Below are 17,668 nucleotides of genomic sequence, written 5' to 3'. Positions count from 1 at the left end.
GACGGCAAACCGATATGATGGCGTGCATGCTCGCGCTCGGGCGGGCATGGCAAGCCAATCGCGCCTAGGGAGACCCCCATCCATGACCGTCTGGCAAGAGATCTGGGCCACTATCTATAGTGAATTCAGCGATATTCCCGATGTGGGCGAGCTCACGCGCATCGTGCTGCGGCTGGGCATGGCCTTCGTGCTGGGCGGCCTGCTGGGCTACGAGCGCGAACGTAGCGGCAAGGCCGCCGGCCTGCGCACCCACATTCTGGTGGCCCTGGGGGCAGCGCTGTTCGTGCTGGTGCCGCTGCAGGGCGGCATGGAAGTCGGCGATCTCAGCCGGGTGCTGCAGGGTGTTATCGCGGGCATCGGCTTTCTGGGAGCGGGCGCCATCATCAAGCTCAGCGGCGAAGGCGAGATCCATGGCCTGACAACGTCCGCCAGTATCTGGATGACGGCTGCGATCGGTGTGTCGGCCGGCATGGGACGCGAGGCCACGGCGGTGGTCAGCACGCTGATTGCGCTGTTTGTGCTGGCGGTGCTGCGGCGGGTAGAACGCCGCATCGAGGCGCGCGGCAAAGCCGAGGGCTAGGGCTGCCTTACTTGCCGCGCAGCAGGCTGATCAGCCTGCGGTCGCGCTTGGTCGGCCGGCCATCCTTGATGTCCTGCGACGGCTCGGGCGCCAGGCGCCGCATTTCTGCCGCGCGCTCGCGGGAAAAAATGCTTTCGGGGGTTTCTTCATAAAGCAGCCGTGCGGCGGGCGCAGGCCCGCGCACCGAAGACAGCGCCCGCACCTGCACGTGCATGGGCGGGTCTTCTTTGCGTACGGTTATCAGGTCGTTGACGGCGATGTCGCGAGCCGGCTTGGCGGGCTGATCATTGACCAGCACGCGTCCTTTGTTGATTTCCTGAACAGCCAGGCTGCGCGTCTTATAGAAGCGCGCCGCCCAAAGCCATTTATCCAGTCGCATCTTGTCTGCCATGACGTCGATTCTAGCGGTTATGGCGGGCCCCCGGCGTATGGCGGTTGGGCGGGCGCGGGCACCTTTCCGGCCCGCGTGGGCCAGGGGAGATCCCCTGTTTTTCACGATGCGCAACCGCGGCGGCGCTCATGCATTGCCACACCACCGCGACGGCGAAGCCTTGTGCTAATCTTTTTGCAACCGGACGCGACGCACTACCCCGCGCGCGCCCCGGTAGCGGCCGACTGCGCGGTTACCTCCAGCACCAGGCCATTGCAACGCAAGAACGCAAGACAAAATCAAGCGTGGAGACATTCCCATGAGCCAATATGGCCCACTGAAACTGCACGTCCCCGAACCTACGGGGCGTCCAGGCTGCAAGACCGACTTTTCCTATCTGCATCTTTCGCCGGCCGGCGAAGTTCCCAAACCTGACATTAACGTTGCCGCGGTCGATACGGGCCCCCTGGCTTACGAGCTCGTGCGTGTGCTGGACGACGAGGGCCGGGCGGTGGGGCCCTGGGCGCCGCAGCTGACCGCCGATACGTTGCGCACAGGGATGCGGGTAATGCTCAAGACGCGCATCTTCGATGCGCGCATGCTGACCGCGCAGCGGCAGAAGAAAATTTCTTTCTACATGCAGAGCCTGGGCGAAGAGGCCATCGGCTCGGCGCATGCGCTGGCCCTGGAGCCGGGCGACATGTGCTTTCCCACGTACCGGCAGCAAAGCATTTTGCTGGCGCGCGATGTGCCGCTGGTCGAGATGATGTGCCAGCTGATGTCCAACGAGCGCGATCCGCTCAAGGGGCGGCAGCTGCCGGTGATGTATTCCAAGCGCGAGGCGGGTTTCTTCAGCATATCGGGCAACCTGGCCACCCAGTTCATCCAGGCGGTGGGTTGGGGCATGGCGTCGGCGATCAAGGGCGATACCCGCATCGCGTCCGCCTGGATCGGCGACGGCGCCACGGCCGAGGCCGATTTTCATACCGCGCTGACCTTCGCGCATGTTTACCGCGCGCCCGTGATCCTGAACGTGGTGAATAACCAGTGGGCGATTTCCACCTTCCAGGCCATTGCGGGCGGCGAGGGCGCCACGTTCGCCGGGCGCGGCGTGGGCTGCGGCATTGCGTCGCTGCGGGTCGACGGCAACGATTTCCTGGCCGTATACGCAGCGTCGGCATGGGCCGCCGAGCGCGCGCGGCGCAACCTGGGCCCAACGCTGATCGAGTGGGTGACCTACCGCGCCGGCCCCCATTCCACCTCCGACGACCCGTCAAAGTACCGCCCCGGCGACGACTGGAGCCACTTTCCGCTGGGCGACCCCATCGCGCGTTTCAAGAAGCACCTGATCGGCCTGGGCATCTGGTCCGATGCGCAGCACGACGAACTCAAGGCCGAGCTCGAGGCCGAAGTGCTGGCGGCGCTGAAAGAAGCCGAAAGCCACGGCACGCTGGTCGACGGGCACGTGCCCAGCGCAGCCAGCATTTTCGAAGACGTCTATAAAGACATGCCTGCGCATTTGCGCCGGCAACGCCAAGAGCTGGGGGTCTGATCATGGCTGACAATCAACACAATGGTCAGGACTCGGTGTCGATGACCATGATCCAGGCGTTGCGCTCGGCCATGGACGTCATGCTGGAGCGCGACAGCAACGTCGTCGTGTTCGGCCAGGACGTGGGCTACTTCGGCGGCGTGTTCCGCTGCACCGAGGGTCTGCAGGCCAAGTACGGCCAGTCGCGGGTATTCGACACGCCCATTTCGGAAGGCGGCATCGTGGGTGTGGCGGTGGGCATGGGCGCCTACGGGCTGCGGCCCGTGTGCGAGATCCAGTTCGCAGACTATTTCTATCCGGCCTCGGACCAGATCGTGTCCGAGGCGGCGCGGCTGCGCTATCGGTCGGCCGGCGAGTTCATTGCGCCGCTTACCATCCGCATGCCTTGCGGCGGCGGCATCTATGGCGGGCAGACGCACAGCCAGAGCCCCGAAGCCATGTTCACGCAGGTGTGCGGGCTGCGCACGGTGCTGCCGTCTAATCCGTACGATGCCAAGGGGTTGCTGATTGCCGCGATCGAAAACGACGACCCGGTCATCTTCCTTGAGCCCAAGCGTCTTTACAACGGCCCCTTCGACGGGCACCACGACAGGCCGGTGACGCCCTGGAGCAAGCATCCCGCCAGCCAGGTTCCCACCGGGTATTACACCGTACCGCTGGAATCGGCCAGCATTGTGCGCCCGGGGCAGGCCTTGACCGTGCTGACCTACGGCACGACGGTATATGTGTCCATGGCGGCGGCCGAGGGGACCGGGCTGGATGCCGAGATCATCGACCTGCGCAGCCTGTGGCCGCTGGACCTGGACACCATCGTGAATTCGGTGCGCAAGACCGGACGTTGCGTGGTGGTGCACGAGGCCACCCGCACCTGCGGCTTCGGGGCCGAACTGATCGCGCTGGTGCAAGAGCACTGCTTCCATCACCTGGAGGCGCCCATCGAGCGTGTGACGGGATGGGATACCCCCTATCCGCACGCGCAAGAATGGGCTTACTTCCCGGGGCCGGCCCGTGTGGGCGCGGCGTTCCAACGCGTGATGGAGGCATGACATGGGAATCCATATCATCAAGATGCCCGACATCGGCGAAGGGATCGCCGAAGTCGAACTGGTGGGCTGGCACGTGCAGGTGGGCGATACGGTAGCCGAAGACCAGCCGCTGGCCGACGTCATGACCGATAAGGCAACCGTCGAGATTCCATCGCCCGTCGTGGGCAAAGTGGTGGCGCTGGGCGGCAGCGTCGGCGATGTCATGGCCGTGGGCAGCGAGCTGATCCGGCTGGAAATCGAAGGCGCCGGCAACGCCCGGCCCGACGACGCGCCGCCGGCGCCAGCGCCGGCGCGCGACGACGTGCCTGCGCCGACCCGGGCGCCTGCCGCGCAACCCGTAACCCCGCCGGGCATCGACACCGCATCCAAGCCAGGGGGCATTGCGGGCCAGCTTGCCCAGGACATCGAAGCCGGCGCACCGTCGGCGCAGGGGGCGGCAATGCCCGGCACAGGCGCTCGCGCGGCGGCCCCGGCGCCCGCACGGCAGCAAGGCGAGCGGCCCCTGGCCTCGCCCGCCGTGCGCAAGCGCGCCTGGGACCTGGGTGTGGAATTGCGCTTTGTGCACGGCACCGGGCCGGCAGGCCGCATCCTGCACGAAGACCTGGACGCATATCTGCAAGGGCAGGGCGCCGTCATCCGGCAGGCCGCGCCCGGCTACCGTGAACGCCGCGACGAGCAACAGGTGCCGGTGGTGGGGCTGCGGCGCAAGATCGCCCAGAAAATGCAGGAATCCAAGCGCCGCATTCCTCATTTCAGTTATGTCGAGGAATGCGACGTTACCGACCTGGAAGACCTGCGCGTGCAGCTCAACCGTAAGTATGCGGATACGCGCGGCAAGCTGACACTGCTGCCGCTGCTCGCGCGCGCGATGGTGATCGCCTTGCGGGATTTTCCGCAGATCAATGCGCGCTACGACGATGAGGCCGGCGTCGTCACGCGCTATGGCGCAGTGCACCTGGGTGTAGCCACTCAGACCGATGCGGGGTTGATCGTGCCCGTGCTGCGGCATGCGGAAGCACGCGACATCTGGTCCATCGGCGCGGAAATCACCCGCCTGGCGCAGGCGGTGCGCAGCGGCAAGGCCGAACGCGACGAGTTGAGCGGGTCCACCATCACCATCAGCAGCCTGGGGCCGCTGGGCGGCATCGTCAGCACGCCGGTCATCAACCACCCCGAAGTGGGCATTGTGGGCGTGAACCGCATTGTCGAGCGGCCCGCATTGCGCCAGGGGGTCGTCGTGGCTCGCAAATTGATGAACCTGTCGTCGTCGTTCGATCACCGCGTGGTAGACGGCATGGACGCTGCGCAGTTCATTCAGGCTGTGCGCGAACTGCTGGAGCATCCGGCATTGCTCTTCGTGGAGGCGCCATGAGCGACACCCGCAGTACGACATTGTTGATTATCGGCGGCGGGCCGGGCGGCTATGTGGCGGCCATCCGCGCGGGGCAGCTCGGCGTGCCGGTTACCCTGGTCGAAGGCCTGCATCCGGGCGGCACTTGCCTGAACATCGGCTGCATACCGTCCAAGGCGTTGATTCACGCCGCACAGGAATTCGAGCGCGCCCGCGAATACGCGCAAGATTCGCCGCTGGGCATTACCGTGCAGGCGCCCGCCATTGATATTGCCCGTACGGTGGCCTGGAAGGACGGTATCGTGCGGCGATTGACGGGCGGCGTGCAGGCCCTGCTCAAGAAGAGCGGTGTGCAACTGGTGCGCGGCTGGGCGCGCGTGCTCGATGGCAAGACGGTCGAGGTCGACACCGGCGAAGGGCCGGTGCGCATCCAGTGCGAGCACTTGTTGCTGGCGGCCGGATCGGAACCCATGCCGCTGCCGTCCATGCCATTCGGCGACAAGGTGATCTCGTCCACCGAGGCGCTGTCGCCTGCTTCCATCCCGCGCCGCCTTGTCGTGGTGGGCGCCGGCTACATCGGGCTTGAACTGGGCACGGTGTATCGCAAGCTCGGTGCGCAGGTCACGGTGGTCGAAGCGCAGGACCGCATCCTGCCCACCTACGATGCCGAGCTCACCAAACCGGTGGCCGGCGCGCTTGAACGCATGGGCATCGAGTTGTGCCTGGGCCGCAAGGTAATGGGCCTGAACGCGGCGGGCGACGCGGTGCGCGTGCAGGACGCAACGGGCGCCGAAACCGCCTTGCCCGCCGACCAGGTTCTGCTGGCTATCGGGCGTCGTCCCCGCACCCAGGGCTGGGGGCTCGAAAACCTGCAATTGGATCGCGCCGGCAATGCGTTGCGCATCGACGACCAGTGCCGCACATCGATGCGCAACGTCTGGGCGATAGGCGACATTGCTGGCGAGCCCATGCTTGCGCATCGCGCAATGGCGCAGGGCGAAATGGTGGCCGAATTGGTGGCGGGCCAACGCCGGCGATTCGCCCCCGCCGCGATTCCGGCGGTGTGTTTTACCGACCCCGAGATCGTGACCGCGGGCCTCGCGCCGTCGCAGGCGCAGCAGGCAGGCCTGGACTGCACCAGCGCAATCTTTCCGTTCGCTGCCAACGGCCGCGCCATGACATTGGAAAGCACCGATGGCTTCGTGCGCGTGGTGGCCCGGCGCGACAATCACCTGATTGTCGGCTGGCAGGCGGTAGGGCGCGGCGTATCCGAACTGGCCGCCGCGTTCGGCCAGTCATTGGAAATGAGCGCACGCCTGGAAGACGTAGCCGGCACGATCCACGCCCACCCCACACTGGGCGAAGCCGTGCAGGAAGCCGCTCTGCGGGCGCTGGGGCAGGCGCTGCACATCTGACCGGTAGCCGGCGGACTGACACCGGCCGTGTCCTCGGGGACTTCCTGCGGAGGAGCCGGGGATGTTGAGCCTGGGGGTGTCTGACACCGCGGTGTCAGACAACGATCGCGAGCTGTGCAGGGGTATCTTGTGCGGCACCAAGGGTGTCTGACACCGAGGTGTCAGACACCGACCGCGAGCCGTGCTGGGGTATCGTGTGCGGCGCCTTGGGGTGTCTGACACCGTGGTGTCAGACACCGACCGCAAAGATTTGCAGATAGTCGCTAGTCGCACGGCCATCATCTCAAGTATCGTTCGCGGACTGACGCGTCGCGGGCGGGATCATCGGGTATTGCCATGAAAACGTTCCTGGATCACATTGCTGTCGTTGCGCCCGACCTGGCAAGCGGGGCGGATTATGTCGAGCGCGCATTGGGCGTGCGTCCGCAGCCGGGCGGCGCGCATCCTCGCATGGGCACGCACAATCTCTTGATGCGGCTGGGCGAGAACGTCTACCTGGAAGTCATCGCGCCCGACCCCGACGCCCAGCCTCCGGGGCGCGCGCGGTGGTTCGCCCTGGATACCATCGGCCCGGATACTGCGCCGCGGCTGGCTGCCTGGGTGGCCCGCACCGACGATATCGTTGCCGCCCGAGCCGCCTGCGGCGCGGTGCCGGGCGAGATCGAACCGATGACGCGCGGCGCGCTGGCCTGGCGCATCACCATTCCGGTTGACGGCGCGCTGCCTGAAGGCGGCGCTGCCCCGGCGCTGATCCAATGGGATAGCGCGCCGCATCCGGCCAGCATGCTCGATGACCTGGGGTGCACATTGCGGCGGCTCGATGTCTATCATCCCGAACCCTCACGGGTGCGTCGGCTGCTGGATGCGCTGGCCTTTGACGGCCCGGTCTGCGTGCATGGCCTGCCGGCAGGCCAGGCGCTGCGGCTGTCCGCAGACATCCAGACCCCCCATGGCCCGCGCTCGCTGCCGCTGGCCGGCGTGGCGTGACGCCCGGCCTGCGGCGGCGCTGGCGTCAATCGGCGCGGATCTGCGCTTTCTTGACGATGTCCTCGTACATGGCCAGGTCGCTGGCGATCTGCTTGCGGAACTCGGCGGGCGTATTGCCCGATGCGGTGATGCCCAGTCCGGCCAGCCGCTCCCGGATATCGGGCGCATTCACGACCGCACGGATTTCGCCTTGCAGCTTGGCCACGATGTCATCAGGAGTTCCGGCCGGCGCAAGGATGCCGATCCACGAGTTGGCGATAAAGTCCGGCACGCCGGATTCCTGCACAGTAGGAACATCCGGCAAAGACGCAAGGCGTTTATCGGTGCTGACGGCGATGGCCTTGATCTGCTTGCGCTCGACATAAGGATACGCGCCGGCCACGGCCGTATACAACAGCGGAAGCGAGCCTCCTACCACGTCGGCCATGGCCTGGCCGCCGCCCTTGTACGGGATGTGCACCAGCTTGGCTCCCGTGCGCTGGCGCAGGAGCTCGCCGGCAAGGTGCGGCGTACTGCCGACGCCCGCGCTGCCATACGACACGCCGTTGGACTGCGATTTAGAGTACGCGATCAACTCTTGCAGGTTGTTGGCCGGAAGCGAGGGGTTGGCCACGATGATCAGGGCGGCATCGCCGATTTTGCTGACCGGGGCCAGGTCTTTGAGCGTATCGAAGGGGATATTGCGGTGTACGTGCGGGTTGATGACCAGCGTGCCGTCAAAGCCCACCACCAGGGTATATCCGTCGGGTGTAGCCTGCGCCGCCATCTGGGTGCCGATGTTGCCCGAGGCGCCCGGCTTGTTGTCCACGATGACTTGCTGCCCCAGACGCTGGCCCAGCTTGTCGGCCACCAGGCGCGCGCCGGTATCGGTCACGCCGCCGGGCGCGAACGGCACGATCAGGCGTATGGCGCGCGACGGATACTGTTGCGCAGTTTCCGTCGCATGCGCTGCCGGTGCGCCCACGGTCAGCAGGGCGCACAGGGGCGCCAGTGCGCCCCGCAGAATGGCGCGGCGGTGAAAAAGGCGGGTAGCTTGCATAAGGGAGTCTCCTGGTTGTTGTCGTTTGAGCAAGTCGCGAATCGTGTGCGGCTTATGTCCGCGCCGGCGCGGCTTCGGGGCCGGCGTACCGGCGGCGCAGCCATTTGATGCTGCGTCCGCCAAGGTTCATGCCCAGTCTTGCTTCGGCATAGGCTACCGCCTGCAGCAGGCCGGGCAATGAAATTTGTGTGGCCAGGCCGCTGCCTTCGGCCATCAGGACCAGATCTTCGGTGGCGGCGTTGCCGGCAGCGCCCGGCGCGAACGGGCAGCCGCCTATGCCGCCGACGCTGGCGTCCAGGCGCCGCACGCCGGCCTCGATCGCGGCCCATGCATTGGCGGCCGCCAGGCCGCGTGTGTCGTGGAAATGCGCGGCAAGCTGATCCACCGGCACCGCCTGCCGCAAGGCCTCGAAATGCGTCTTGACCCTGCCGGGCGCAGCCGAGCCGATGGTGTCGGCGATCACGATTTCGTCGGCGCCGGCCCGGTGCATGGCGGCCGCAAGGCGCAATACGGTGTCCGGCGCGGTGGGGCCTTCGAACGGGCAGTCGAAAGCGACGGCGACGTAGGCACGCGTGCGCAATCCCATCTTGCGTGCCGCCAGCAGGGTTTCTTCACACACTTCGGTAGCCTGCGCGAGCCCCATGTTGATGTTCTTCAGGTTCATGGTTTCGGTGGCGGAAAGCACCACCGCCACCTCGCGCACGCCTGCGGCTTGGGCGCGCTGCAGCCCCTTCAGGTTCGGCACCAGGGCGGATGCGCGCAGCCCGGGCAACTCGCGATGCACATGCTCCATGAGTTCGGCCGCATCGGCCATCTGGGGAACCGCCTTGGGCGAGACGAAACTGGTGGCTTCCACGCTGGCCACGCCGGCGGCATGCAGCAGCCGGATCAGTTCGAGCTTGGCCTCGGTGGGCACGGCCACCTGCTGGTTCTGCAAACCGTCGCGCGGCGCGACATCGGTAATGATCAGCGTATCCGGATTCATGCTCATACCTGGCCTTATTCGATGGCGCCGGCCGCGCGCAACGCCGCAAGCCGTTCGCGGCCATAGCCGGGCAGCGCGCCCAACACGGTATCGGTGTGTTCGCCCAGTTGCGGGGGCGCGGCAAACGATTCCTGTGCGGCGGCAGACAACTTCACCGGGTTGCCGGGCATCTGGATCGTCGTGCCCGATTTCAATGTCACATCCACTACCATGCCGCGCGCGCGCACCTGCGTGTCGGCCAGCGCTTGCTGAAAATTATTGACCGGGCCGCACGGGATGCGCGCCGCAGACAGTTTTTCCAGCCAGTAGGCGGTGGGCCGCGTGCGCAGTTCCGCGCTGACAATGGCGTCGATCTCGGCCTTGGCCGCATAGCGTCCGGGTTGCCTGTCGTATTCGGGCTTGCGCAGGGCGGGAAGGTCGATGCAGTCCAGGAACCGCTGCCAGAAGGCATCGCCGATGCATGCCACGATGATGTGGCCATCCGCGGTCGGGTAGCTGTTGTATGGCACGTGCACGAAGTGGCCGTTGCCTATGCCGGCGGGCACGATGCCGGACATCAGGTGCATGGTGGCCATGTAGTTCAGCAACGAGATCTGCGCGTCCAGCATCGACACATCCACATGCTGGCCGCGCCCGGTGCGCTCGCGCTCGGCGATGGCGGCCAGCACGCCGATGGCGCCGAACAAGCCGCCACCCAGGTCGCCTATCGGTATGCCGCTGCGGGTGGGGCCTTGCTCGGGTGTGCCCGTGATGGACATGCCGCCTCCCATCGCCTGCACCACCTGGTCGAACGCGGGACGCTGCGTATCGGGCCCGGTGCTGCCGAACCCGGTTACCGAGCAGGTGATGATGCGCTGGTTGATCGCGCTCAGCGATGCGTAATCGATGCCGAGACGCTGGGTGACGCCCACACTGAAATTGTCGAAAACCACGTCGGCGCTGCGTACCAGGTCTTTGAACACGGCCAGGCCCGCCTCGCTTTTCAGGTCGATGCACACGCTGTGCTTGTTCCGGTTCAGCGTCAGGTAGTACGCGCCCATGCCGTCGCGGGAATAGTCGGGATCGCTTTCCAGCAGCCGGCGCGTGCCTTCTCCGTGGCCGGGCGGCTCGACCTTGATGGTACGCGCGCCCAGGTCGGCAAGCAGCATGGTGCCGTAGGGGCCCGACAGCATGTGGGTCAGGTCCAGTACGGTGATGTGTTCAAGCGCCAAATCGATCTCCTGCGTGTTGCGTGGCGGGTGGATGCCTGGTCAAAGCAAGGTTCGTGCCAATTCACGGCGCTCTTTAAGATATTGATTTGGCGGAATTTTTTCTGGTTCTGGTCATAACACGTGTTTCATGAGACATTGATGAAACACATGTATGTTTCATTGATACAGCGCCCATGCCCTATACCGAGTTCGCAGTCCGTACCGACCTGCCGCGCCTGTGCTTCCTGAGCTACAAGCAGATACGCGAGCTCGCCATGCCTGTTGTGGCCGAATACACGGGCCGTGCCCATATCGAAGTGGTGGACGGCACGTTCGGCGGCGCGCTGGCCATAGCACAGGACCGGATACGCCGCGGGCTGGCCGATGCTTTTGTCAGCGCGGGCTCGAACGCCAGCATCCTGCGCGCCGGCCTGCAGGCGCCCGTGGCCACCATACAGCTGGGCGGTTTCGATATTCTGCAGGCGCTGATCAAGGCGCGGCGCATTGCGGACCGCGTGGGCGTCGTGATGTATGGGCGCACCATTCCCGAGCTTGACGCCGTGAAAGACCTGCTCAACATCGAGATCGCCCAGCATGCTTACCAGACGCCCGACGACGCGCGACAGCGCTTCGAGCAACTGCGGCGCGACGACTTCCAGGTGATCGTCGGGTCCAGCCTGGTGGTCGAGCTGGCCGAACAGGCCGGCCTGCATGGCCTGCTGGCATATTCGCTGGCCAGCGTGCGAAAAGGGTTCGAAGACGCGCTGGAACTGGCGCGCGTGGCGCGGCTGGAAGCCGGGCGATACGAACAACTCAACGGCGTGCTGCACAGCTTGCAGGACGCCGTGCTTGCGGTAGACCGCGACCATCGCATCATTGCGGTCAACCCTTCGATGCAGCGGCTGCTCGACCTGGACAACGGCGCAATGCTGGGCCAGCCGCTGGAGCAGCTGGGCCGGGGCCTGACCCTGCGCGCCACGCTTGAAACCGGCCAGGGTGAAAGCGCGCGCCTGCTCAGGCTGGGCGGCCGCGACTGGGTGGCCAACCGCAGCCCCATACGCGAACGCGGCGCGGTGGTGGGCGCGGCATTGACGCTGTACGACGCGGGACGCATCCACGAAGCGGACACCAGCCTGCGGGTGCAGCAGCGCCGCAGGCAGAACATCGCCAAGTACCGGTTCCACGAACTCATCGGCCAGAGCCCCCGCTTTCTGCGCGCCATCGAGACCGCGCGCCGCTACGCGCAAACCGACCTGACCGTGCTGGTCAGCGGCGAAAGCGGCGTGGGCAAGGAACTGTTCGCGCAGGCTATCCATAACGAAAGCCGGCGCGCCGACCGGCCGTTCGTGGCGGTCAACTGTGCGGCGTTTCCCGAATCGCTGCTGGAAAGCGAGTTGTTCGGCTACGAAGAGGGCGCTTTTACCGGCTCGCGCCGCGGCGGCAAGCCGGGCCTGTTCGAGGCCGCTCACACCGGAACCCTTTTTCTGGACGAGGTCGGCGACATGCCCCTGCCGCTGCAAAGCCGCCTGCTGAGGGTGCTGCAGGAACGCGAGGTGACCCGCCTGGGGGCGACGGCAGCCATACCGGTGGACGTACGCATCATCGCGGCGACCCACCAGCCCCTGCACGACATGGTGGCGCGGCGCCAGTTCCGCCAGGACCTGTATTACCGCATCAATACGCTGCGGCTCGAGGTGCCTGCCCTGCGCGATCGCCGCGACGACATTGCGCGCCTGGCGGAGGTACTGGTAGAGCGCTGCCTTGGCCGCCTGGGCGAGCCGCGCGACGCGGCCGGGCTTATCGCGCCCTGGGTGCCGCGGCTGCGGCGCTATGCCTGGCCCGGCAATGTGCGCGAACTCGAAAACATGTGCGAGCGCATCGCGGTGTTTCTGATGCAATACCCCGACGCCGCCGACCTGGACCATGACGCCCTGCGCCACGATTGCCCCGAACTGTACGCGGCCGCCGATGGCCGCGATGGCCACCCGATGTCGCGGCGGGATCTGGCCTTGCAGGCGCTGCGGCGGTGCGGCGGCAGCCGCCAGGCGGCGGCAAGCGAGCTGGGGATCAGCCGCGCCACCTTGTGGCGATGGGTGAATTCACCGCAAGGCTGAACCCCGCGCGCATCAATGCGCCATGCGGGCAGGCGCCATCAGGGTGAAACCCTGGGACGGCAGGCGCATCGAAATCCATGCGGCCAGCATCAGCAGCAGGCCCGCGCTGCTGAAGGCCACCCAGTGGGTTCCGAATGTTTCGTACCCCCAGCCTCCCAGCCACGAGCTGATCATGCCGCCGACCTGGTGGCCCAGATACGCGCAGCCATACAGCACGCCCACCAGGCGAACGCCGTAGATATCGGCCAGGATGGCCGACGAAACGGCGATGCTGCCCGCCCATACGATGCCCCCGATGGCGGCGGCCATGTACAGTTCCCAGTGCGTGCCCACGACCAGCAGGGCAAAAAAACCCAGGCCTCGGATCAGGTAGATGGCGGCGAGGATCTTGCGGCGCGGCAGCACGTCCGACAGGCGCCCGAGCACCAGCGTGCTGAAGATCGCCACCAGCCCGATCATGCCGATGCCCAGCGAACTGGTGGTGGCGTCAAAGCCGTGGTCCATGAGCATGGGCATGCCATGAGTGCCCAGCAGGTTCATGCTGTAGCCGCAGGCAAACAGCCCCAGGGTGATTTTCCAGAAGGGCGCCGTACGCGTCGCGGCGCGAAAACTCAGGCTTTCGGGCACGGGATCGCCGCGGCGCGGGGTGGGGCGGGCGGCGATCTGCTCGGGCGTCAGGTCGGTGTTGGCCGGCGCCTGGTCGCGCATTACAAACAGGGCCACCGGCACGACCAATACCGTAAAGACCCCGGCAAAGCCCACGAGGGTCGTGCGCCAGTCGGTGGCCTGAACTGCATAGGCCAGGGCCGGCGTCATGACGGCGATGCCCGCCATGGACCCGGTGGACAGGAAGAACAGCGCCATGCCCCGCCGCCGCGTGAACCAGCGGGTAAGCACCGGCGTCAGGGCAACCGGACTGGTAAAGCCCAGGCCTACCGACAGCAGCACGCCAAAAGCCAGGAAGAAGCTGACCGGCCCGCTTGCATTGACTGTCCAGAACGTAGATGCCACGACGATGGCCGTGCCCAGCAGCAACACGAACCGGGTGCCGTGGCGCGCCACCAGCATGCCGGCCACGGGCATGGCAAGGCCATAGCAAAGCATGCCGATGGCCACGATCGCCGACAGCAGGCTGCGGGTGAACCCCAGGTCTTCGGCCATGGGCAGGAACAAGGGCCCCACCCCCATGCGCATGCCTACAGTCAGCAGCGTCAGCAGCGTGGCCGCGGCCACAATGTTCCAACCAAAATACCAGCTTGTTCTTACCGCGCCCAACGTTGTCTCCGGATGGTATTGGCCACCATGTGGCCTGTGTGCAGGCCAGATTGTCGATGATTTCGGTGGGCCGTGCTCGCGCTTGTCCGTTAGGCGAACAACTCGCCGCGCCGCCGATGCCGCGAAGGCCGCCGCAGGCAAGCCGGCCGGGCAGAAATTCATCTAATCATCATACAATCATATTGACACATTGACGGCCAGATCCTTATGATCGGCAGCATGGGCGATCTGCCGCCCTTGCTAGAACGGCCGGCGCCAGACCGGCCGGACCCGGAGACAAACCGCCATGGGCTATACCGACACCCGCGACCTGACGCGGCAAGTGGCCGACTATGTGGTCGCCGCAAGGCTCGATGACATTCCGGCCGACGCCCTGCACGAAGCGCGGCGCGCGCTGTTGAACTATATGGGCTGTGCGCTGGGCGGCAGCGGCCATCGCGCCATGGCCATCACATGGGAAGCGCTCGCGCCGTACGCCGGCCCGCCCACTGCCCGGGTGCTGGGCCGCGCCGGGCAAACCGATCCCCTGCTGGCCGCGCTGCTCAACGGAATCAGTTCGCACGTCCACGACTACGACGACACGACGCCCAGCAACTATATCCATCCCACTTCGCCGGTGGCGTCGGCGCTGTTCTCGTATGCGAGCATGAACCCGGTCACGGGGGCGGATCTGCTGCTTGCCTATGCGCTCGGGTATGAAGTCGTTACCCGCATTGGCGACGCCACGTACCCCGCGCATTACCAGGCGGGGTGGCACAGCACCGGATCGGTGGGGGTGTTCGGGGCAGCGGTGGCCATCGGTAAACTGTTGCGCCTTGATGAACGCCAGATGGTATGGGCGATAGGGCTGGCCGCCACCCAGTCGGCGGGCCTGCGCGAGATGTTCGGTTCGATGGCGAAATCGTTCCATCCGGGGCGCGCCGCCCAGGGCGGCTATACTGCGGCGTTGCTGGCGCAGCGCGGCTTTACCGCGGGCGAGCACGCGCTGGAAGGGCCCCGGGGGTTCGCCGCAGTCGAGTCCGCCGCCTATGACCTGCGCGTCATCAGCGATGGTCTGGGGCGCCAGTATCACTTTCACCAGAACACCTACAAGCCGTTTCCGTGCGGCATTGTCATCCATCCCACCATAGACGCCTGCATCCAGTTGCGCCGCTCGCACCAGATCGACGCGCGCCATGTCGCCGCAGTGCGTTTGCGCGTGGCGCCGCTGGTTCGCGATCTGTGCGACCAGCGCGACATCAGCAAAGGTCTGCAAGGGAAGTTCTCTGTCTATCATGCTGCGGCCATCGGCCTGGCGCGCGGCAAGGCAGGCCTGGCAGAGTTCACCGACGAAGCCGTAAACGATCCGCTGGTCCGGCAGGTGCGCGAGTGCGTCGTCGCCGAAGCGGATGCGTCCATAGCCGAAGACAGCGTGCATGTTGAAGTCCGGATGCGCGATGGCAAATCGCACAGCCTGGCGCTGGAGCATGCGCTGGGAAATCTTCGTCGCCCCTTGAGCGACGCGCAGCTCGAAGAGAAATTCCGGGATCAGGCCACCATGTTGCCGGCGGCGCAGGTCGACGCCCTGATCGCGGCTTGCTGGCAGCTGGATCGCCAGGCCGACGTACGCCGGCTGGTGGACCTGGCAGTTCCCGGTCCGGCCTAGCGCCCGTGCAGCGCCACCTCCAAGGAGAAAACCATGAGAGCTATCACAGCCATACTGTTATTGGCCGTGGCGGCGGCCTGTCCGCTTGCCGCGCGCGCAGAAGTCAGCGAGTTGCGCATTCCGTTGGGCGCGGGCGGCTTCGGGTTTTTGCCGCTGCATATGATGCAAAAGCACAAACTGATAGAGCAGCAGGCGGAGAAGGCGGGCATCAAGGTCACGGTCGACTGGGCAAGGCTGGGCGGCCCGGCCGCCATGATAGATGCGTTGTTGTCGGGCTCGGCGCATTTTGTATCGGCCGGTCCGCCATCGTTCCTGATTCTGTGGGATCGCACCAAAGGCAGCACCGACGTCAAGGGCGTGGCGGCGATGAGTTCCATGCCCATGTACCTGAACACCCGCGCCGCCCATCTCAAGTCCATCGATGACCTGAAGCCGGGCGACAAGATCGCCGTCACGTCGGTGAAGTCGTCGATTCCGTCGATCATCATGCAGATGTACGCCGTGCAGAAGTACGGCAAAGACCAGGCGTTCCGCTTTGATCCCTACACGGTGACGATGGGGCATGCCGATGCGGCGGCCGCGCTCATCTCGGGTAGCGGCAGCATCAACGCACACTACGCCTCGGCGCCGCTGGCCCAGGTGGAACTGCGCAACGAAGGCATACGCACCATCATGAATTCGGACGATGTGATGGGCGGGTCCACGACGTTTACCATGGTGTCCACCACGACACGCTTCGCCAGCGAGAACCCGAAGGTGTACGCCGCGTTCGTGGCAGCGCTGAAACAGGCGCAAGAAATGATCAAGGCCGACAAGCGGGCCGCTGCCGAAGTGCTGATCGAATCGATGGGCGGCGGCAAGACTTTCAGCGTGGATGACATGGTGGCCATTCTGGACGATCCGGCCACCAAGTACACGACTACCCCCGAAAACGTAATGAAGTACGCGAACTTCATGAACGAGATCGGCTCGTTGAAGCACCGGCCGGCCGATATCCGCGACCTGTTCTTCGACTACGGGGATATCGCCGCGGGCAACTAGGTGATCCCCTGGGCCGGCGGGGCGGCCGTTCCGGCAAGCCGCCGCAGCGGCGTGGCCGCGGCGGCTTTGGGTGCCGTTTTCAGTTCAGCTGCAGATTTGCGTTCTCGATCACGGGCTTCCATTTCTTGTAGTCTTTCTCAATGGTTGCCTTGAACGCGTCCGGGGTCGTGGGCATCGCCTGCGCGCCCTGGGCCGCCAGCGCTTCCTGCATGCTGGAGGTCGCCAGCACCTTGTTCAGCGCGCCGTTAAGCGTGGTGATGACAGACGCGGGTGTCTTGGCGGGAGCCAACAGGCCGTACCAGACACGCACATCAAAGTCGGGATAGCCGAGTTCGGCCACGGTAGGCACATCGGGCATGGCCGGACTGCGCTTGGCCGAGGTCACCGCCAGGGGGATGGCGTTGCCCGCCTTGATCTGGGGGGCTGCCGACGGAATCGACGTGAAAATCACGGGAACCTGCCCACCCAGCAGGTCCGCCATGGCCGGGCCCGACCCTTTGTAGGGAACGTGCACGAGCTTGATGCCCGCCTGCTGCTGCAGCAGCTCTGCCGCCAGATGCGTGATGGTGCCCGCGCCCGGCGACCCGTAGTTGATGGCTTCGGGCTTGCCCTGCGCGGCATCGAGCAAGGCCTTCAGCGACTGGTAGGGGCCATCTTTGCGCGCCACGATCACCAGCGGCGCTTCGCCGACGATGCCTATGGGGGCGAAGTCTTTCAGCGGGTCATACGACAGTTTGCGGTACATCGAGGGCGCGACCGCCAGATTGTCCACCTGGCCCATCACGATCTCATAGCCGTCGGGGTTGGCCCGGGCGGCGGCCGAGATGCCGATCGTGCCGCCCGCGCCCGGACGGTTCTCGGCCACCACCGTCCATTGTTCCGACTCGCCCAGCTTGGTCGCCACCGTGCGGGACAGGAAGTCGGTGCCGCCGCCCGGCGTAAATGGCACGATCAGGCGAATGGGCTGGTCGGGATAGTCGGCCCGGGCGGGCCCGGGAAGGGTCGCGGCCAGCGCGCACGCCGCTACGAGAAAGCGAAATCGCATGGTGTTGTCTCCATTGTTGTGGCGCTGCGGGCA

General features: G+C 65.9%; 15 protein-coding genes. 9 read left to right on the top strand and 6 right to left on the bottom strand.

Annotation, left to right across the window (positions count from 1 at the left end; all coding sequences use genetic code 11):
- Window positions 1-82: 82 nt before the first annotated feature.
- Window positions 83-580, top strand: coding sequence for an MgtC/SapB family protein (locus tag CAL18_RS12790; RefSeq protein ID WP_026640092.1), 498 nt, complete (start codon window positions 83-85; stop codon window positions 578-580).
- Window positions 581-587: 7 nt separating this feature from the next.
- Here CAL18_RS12790 and CAL18_RS12785 read toward each other — a convergent pair whose 3' ends face one another.
- Window positions 588-971, bottom strand: coding sequence for an RNA-binding S4 domain-containing protein (locus CAL18_RS12785; RefSeq protein WP_094797007.1), 384 nt, complete (start codon window positions 969-971; stop codon window positions 588-590).
- Between the two features lie 298 nt (window positions 972-1,269).
- Here CAL18_RS12785 and CAL18_RS12780 point away from each other — a divergent pair, with 298 nt between their 5' ends.
- From CAL18_RS12780 to CAL18_RS12760, 5 genes are all read left to right on the top strand, one after another.
- A complete protein-coding gene (locus tag CAL18_RS12780; RefSeq protein WP_094818007.1) occupies window positions 1,270-2,502 on the top strand; it encodes a 3-methyl-2-oxobutanoate dehydrogenase (2-methylpropanoyl-transferring) subunit alpha in 1,233 nt (410 codons plus the stop codon).
- A 2-nt stretch (window positions 2,503-2,504) separates the two neighbouring features.
- Entirely contained in the window at window positions 2,505-3,548 is a 1,044-nt protein-coding gene (locus CAL18_RS12775; protein WP_094818006.1) for an alpha-ketoacid dehydrogenase subunit beta, read from the top strand.
- Between the two features lies 1 nt (window position 3,549).
- Window positions 3,550-4,920: a dihydrolipoamide acetyltransferase family protein gene (locus tag CAL18_RS12770; protein WP_094818005.1), complete on the top strand. Its 1,371-nt coding sequence runs from the start codon at window positions 3,550-3,552 to the stop codon at window positions 4,918-4,920.
- Window positions 4,917-6,314: a dihydrolipoyl dehydrogenase gene (gene lpdA / locus CAL18_RS12765; RefSeq protein WP_094797004.1), complete on the top strand. Its 1,398-nt coding sequence runs from the start codon at window positions 4,917-4,919 to the stop codon at window positions 6,312-6,314. The genes CAL18_RS12770 and lpdA overlap by 4 nt, the downstream gene beginning before the upstream one ends.
- Window positions 6,315-6,650: 336 nt before the next feature.
- Window positions 6,651-7,301 (top strand): VOC family protein, encoded by a 651-nt coding sequence (locus CAL18_RS12760; RefSeq protein ID WP_026640098.1) that lies wholly within the window; start codon window positions 6,651-6,653, stop codon window positions 7,299-7,301.
- A 25-nt stretch (window positions 7,302-7,326) separates the two neighbouring features.
- On the opposite strand, the gene CAL18_RS12755 is transcribed toward CAL18_RS12760, so the two are convergent.
- The 3 genes from CAL18_RS12755 to CAL18_RS12745 are packed head-to-tail and all read right to left on the bottom strand — an operon-like array spanning window position 7,327 to window position 10,536.
- A complete protein-coding gene (locus CAL18_RS12755) occupies window positions 7,327-8,340 on the bottom strand; it encodes a Bug family tripartite tricarboxylate transporter substrate binding protein (protein WP_094818004.1) in 1,014 nt (337 codons plus the stop codon).
- Window positions 8,341-8,392: 52 nt separating this feature from the next.
- Window positions 8,393-9,331, bottom strand: coding sequence for a hydroxymethylglutaryl-CoA lyase (locus CAL18_RS12750; protein WP_094797002.1), 939 nt, complete (start codon window positions 9,329-9,331; stop codon window positions 8,393-8,395).
- Between the two features lie 8 nt (window positions 9,332-9,339).
- Window positions 9,340-10,536 carry a CaiB/BaiF CoA transferase family protein gene (locus CAL18_RS12745; RefSeq protein ID WP_094818003.1) on the bottom strand — a complete coding sequence of 399 codons (1,197 nt, stop codon included), beginning with the start codon at window positions 10,534-10,536 and terminating at the stop codon, window positions 9,340-9,342.
- A 173-nt stretch (window positions 10,537-10,709) separates the two neighbouring features.
- Here CAL18_RS12745 and prpR point away from each other — a divergent pair, with 173 nt between their 5' ends.
- Window positions 10,710-12,629 carry a propionate catabolism operon regulatory protein PrpR gene (prpR, locus tag CAL18_RS12740; protein WP_094818002.1) on the top strand — a complete coding sequence of 640 codons (1,920 nt, stop codon included), beginning with the start codon at window positions 10,710-10,712 and terminating at the stop codon, window positions 12,627-12,629.
- 12 nt (window positions 12,630-12,641) lie between these two features.
- On the opposite strand, the gene CAL18_RS12735 is transcribed toward prpR, so the two are convergent.
- Entirely contained in the window at window positions 12,642-13,904 is a 1,263-nt protein-coding gene (locus CAL18_RS12735; protein WP_026640103.1) for an MFS transporter, read from the bottom strand.
- Between the two features lie 286 nt (window positions 13,905-14,190).
- Here CAL18_RS12735 and CAL18_RS12730 point away from each other — a divergent pair, with 286 nt between their 5' ends.
- Complete coding sequence (locus tag CAL18_RS12730; protein WP_094818001.1) at window positions 14,191-15,549, top strand: MmgE/PrpD family protein; 1,359 nt, start codon at window positions 14,191-14,193, stop codon at window positions 15,547-15,549.
- 33 nt (window positions 15,550-15,582) lie between these two features.
- Entirely contained in the window at window positions 15,583-16,590 is a 1,008-nt protein-coding gene (locus CAL18_RS12725; RefSeq protein WP_081745723.1) for an ABC transporter substrate-binding protein, read from the top strand.
- A 79-nt stretch (window positions 16,591-16,669) separates the two neighbouring features.
- Here CAL18_RS12725 and CAL18_RS12720 read toward each other — a convergent pair whose 3' ends face one another.
- The gene (locus CAL18_RS12720) at window positions 16,670-17,635 is read right to left on the bottom strand and encodes a Bug family tripartite tricarboxylate transporter substrate binding protein (protein ID WP_026640105.1); all 966 of its coding nucleotides are present in this window, start codon (window positions 17,633-17,635) and stop codon (window positions 16,670-16,672) included.
- Window positions 17,636-17,668 lie beyond the last annotated feature (33 nt).

This window comes from Bordetella genomosp. 7 (assembly GCF_002261415.1).
GTDB lineage: Bacteria > Pseudomonadota > Gammaproteobacteria > Burkholderiales > Burkholderiaceae_B > Bordetella_A.
Note: the sequence above shows the minus strand (reverse complement) of the source record. Positions and strands in the feature narration are given on the sequence as shown.

Excerpts from the sequence above, each read along its gene's own strand:
- CAL18_RS12750 (WP_094797002.1), bottom strand. The coding sequence starts at position 9,331 with ATGAGCATGAATCCGGATACGCTGATCATTACCGATGTCGCGCCGCGC.
- prpR (WP_094818002.1), top strand. The coding sequence starts at position 10,710 with ATGCCCTATACCGAGTTCGCAGTCCGTACCGACCTGCCGCGCCTGTGC.
- CAL18_RS12775 (WP_094818006.1), top strand. The coding sequence starts at position 2,505 with ATGGCTGACAATCAACACAATGGTCAGGACTCGGTGTCGATGACCATG.
- CAL18_RS12760 (WP_026640098.1), top strand. The coding sequence starts at position 6,651 with ATGAAAACGTTCCTGGATCACATTGCTGTCGTTGCGCCCGACCTGGCA.
- CAL18_RS12755 (WP_094818004.1), bottom strand. The coding sequence starts at position 8,340 with ATGCAAGCTACCCGCCTTTTTCACCGCCGCGCCATTCTGCGGGGCGCA.
- CAL18_RS12730 (WP_094818001.1), top strand. The coding sequence starts at position 14,191 with ATGGGCTATACCGACACCCGCGACCTGACGCGGCAAGTGGCCGACTAT.
- CAL18_RS12770 (WP_094818005.1), top strand. The coding sequence starts at position 3,550 with ATGGGAATCCATATCATCAAGATGCCCGACATCGGCGAAGGGATCGCC.
- CAL18_RS12780 (WP_094818007.1), top strand. The coding sequence starts at position 1,270 with ATGAGCCAATATGGCCCACTGAAACTGCACGTCCCCGAACCTACGGGG.
- CAL18_RS12785 (WP_094797007.1), bottom strand. The coding sequence starts at position 971 with ATGGCAGACAAGATGCGACTGGATAAATGGCTTTGGGCGGCGCGCTTC.
- CAL18_RS12720 (WP_026640105.1), bottom strand. The coding sequence starts at position 17,635 with ATGCGATTTCGCTTTCTCGTAGCGGCGTGCGCGCTGGCCGCGACCCTT.
- CAL18_RS12725 (WP_081745723.1), top strand. The coding sequence starts at position 15,583 with ATGAGAGCTATCACAGCCATACTGTTATTGGCCGTGGCGGCGGCCTGT.
- lpdA (WP_094797004.1), top strand. The coding sequence starts at position 4,917 with ATGAGCGACACCCGCAGTACGACATTGTTGATTATCGGCGGCGGGCCG.
- CAL18_RS12790 (WP_026640092.1), top strand. The coding sequence starts at position 83 with ATGACCGTCTGGCAAGAGATCTGGGCCACTATCTATAGTGAATTCAGC.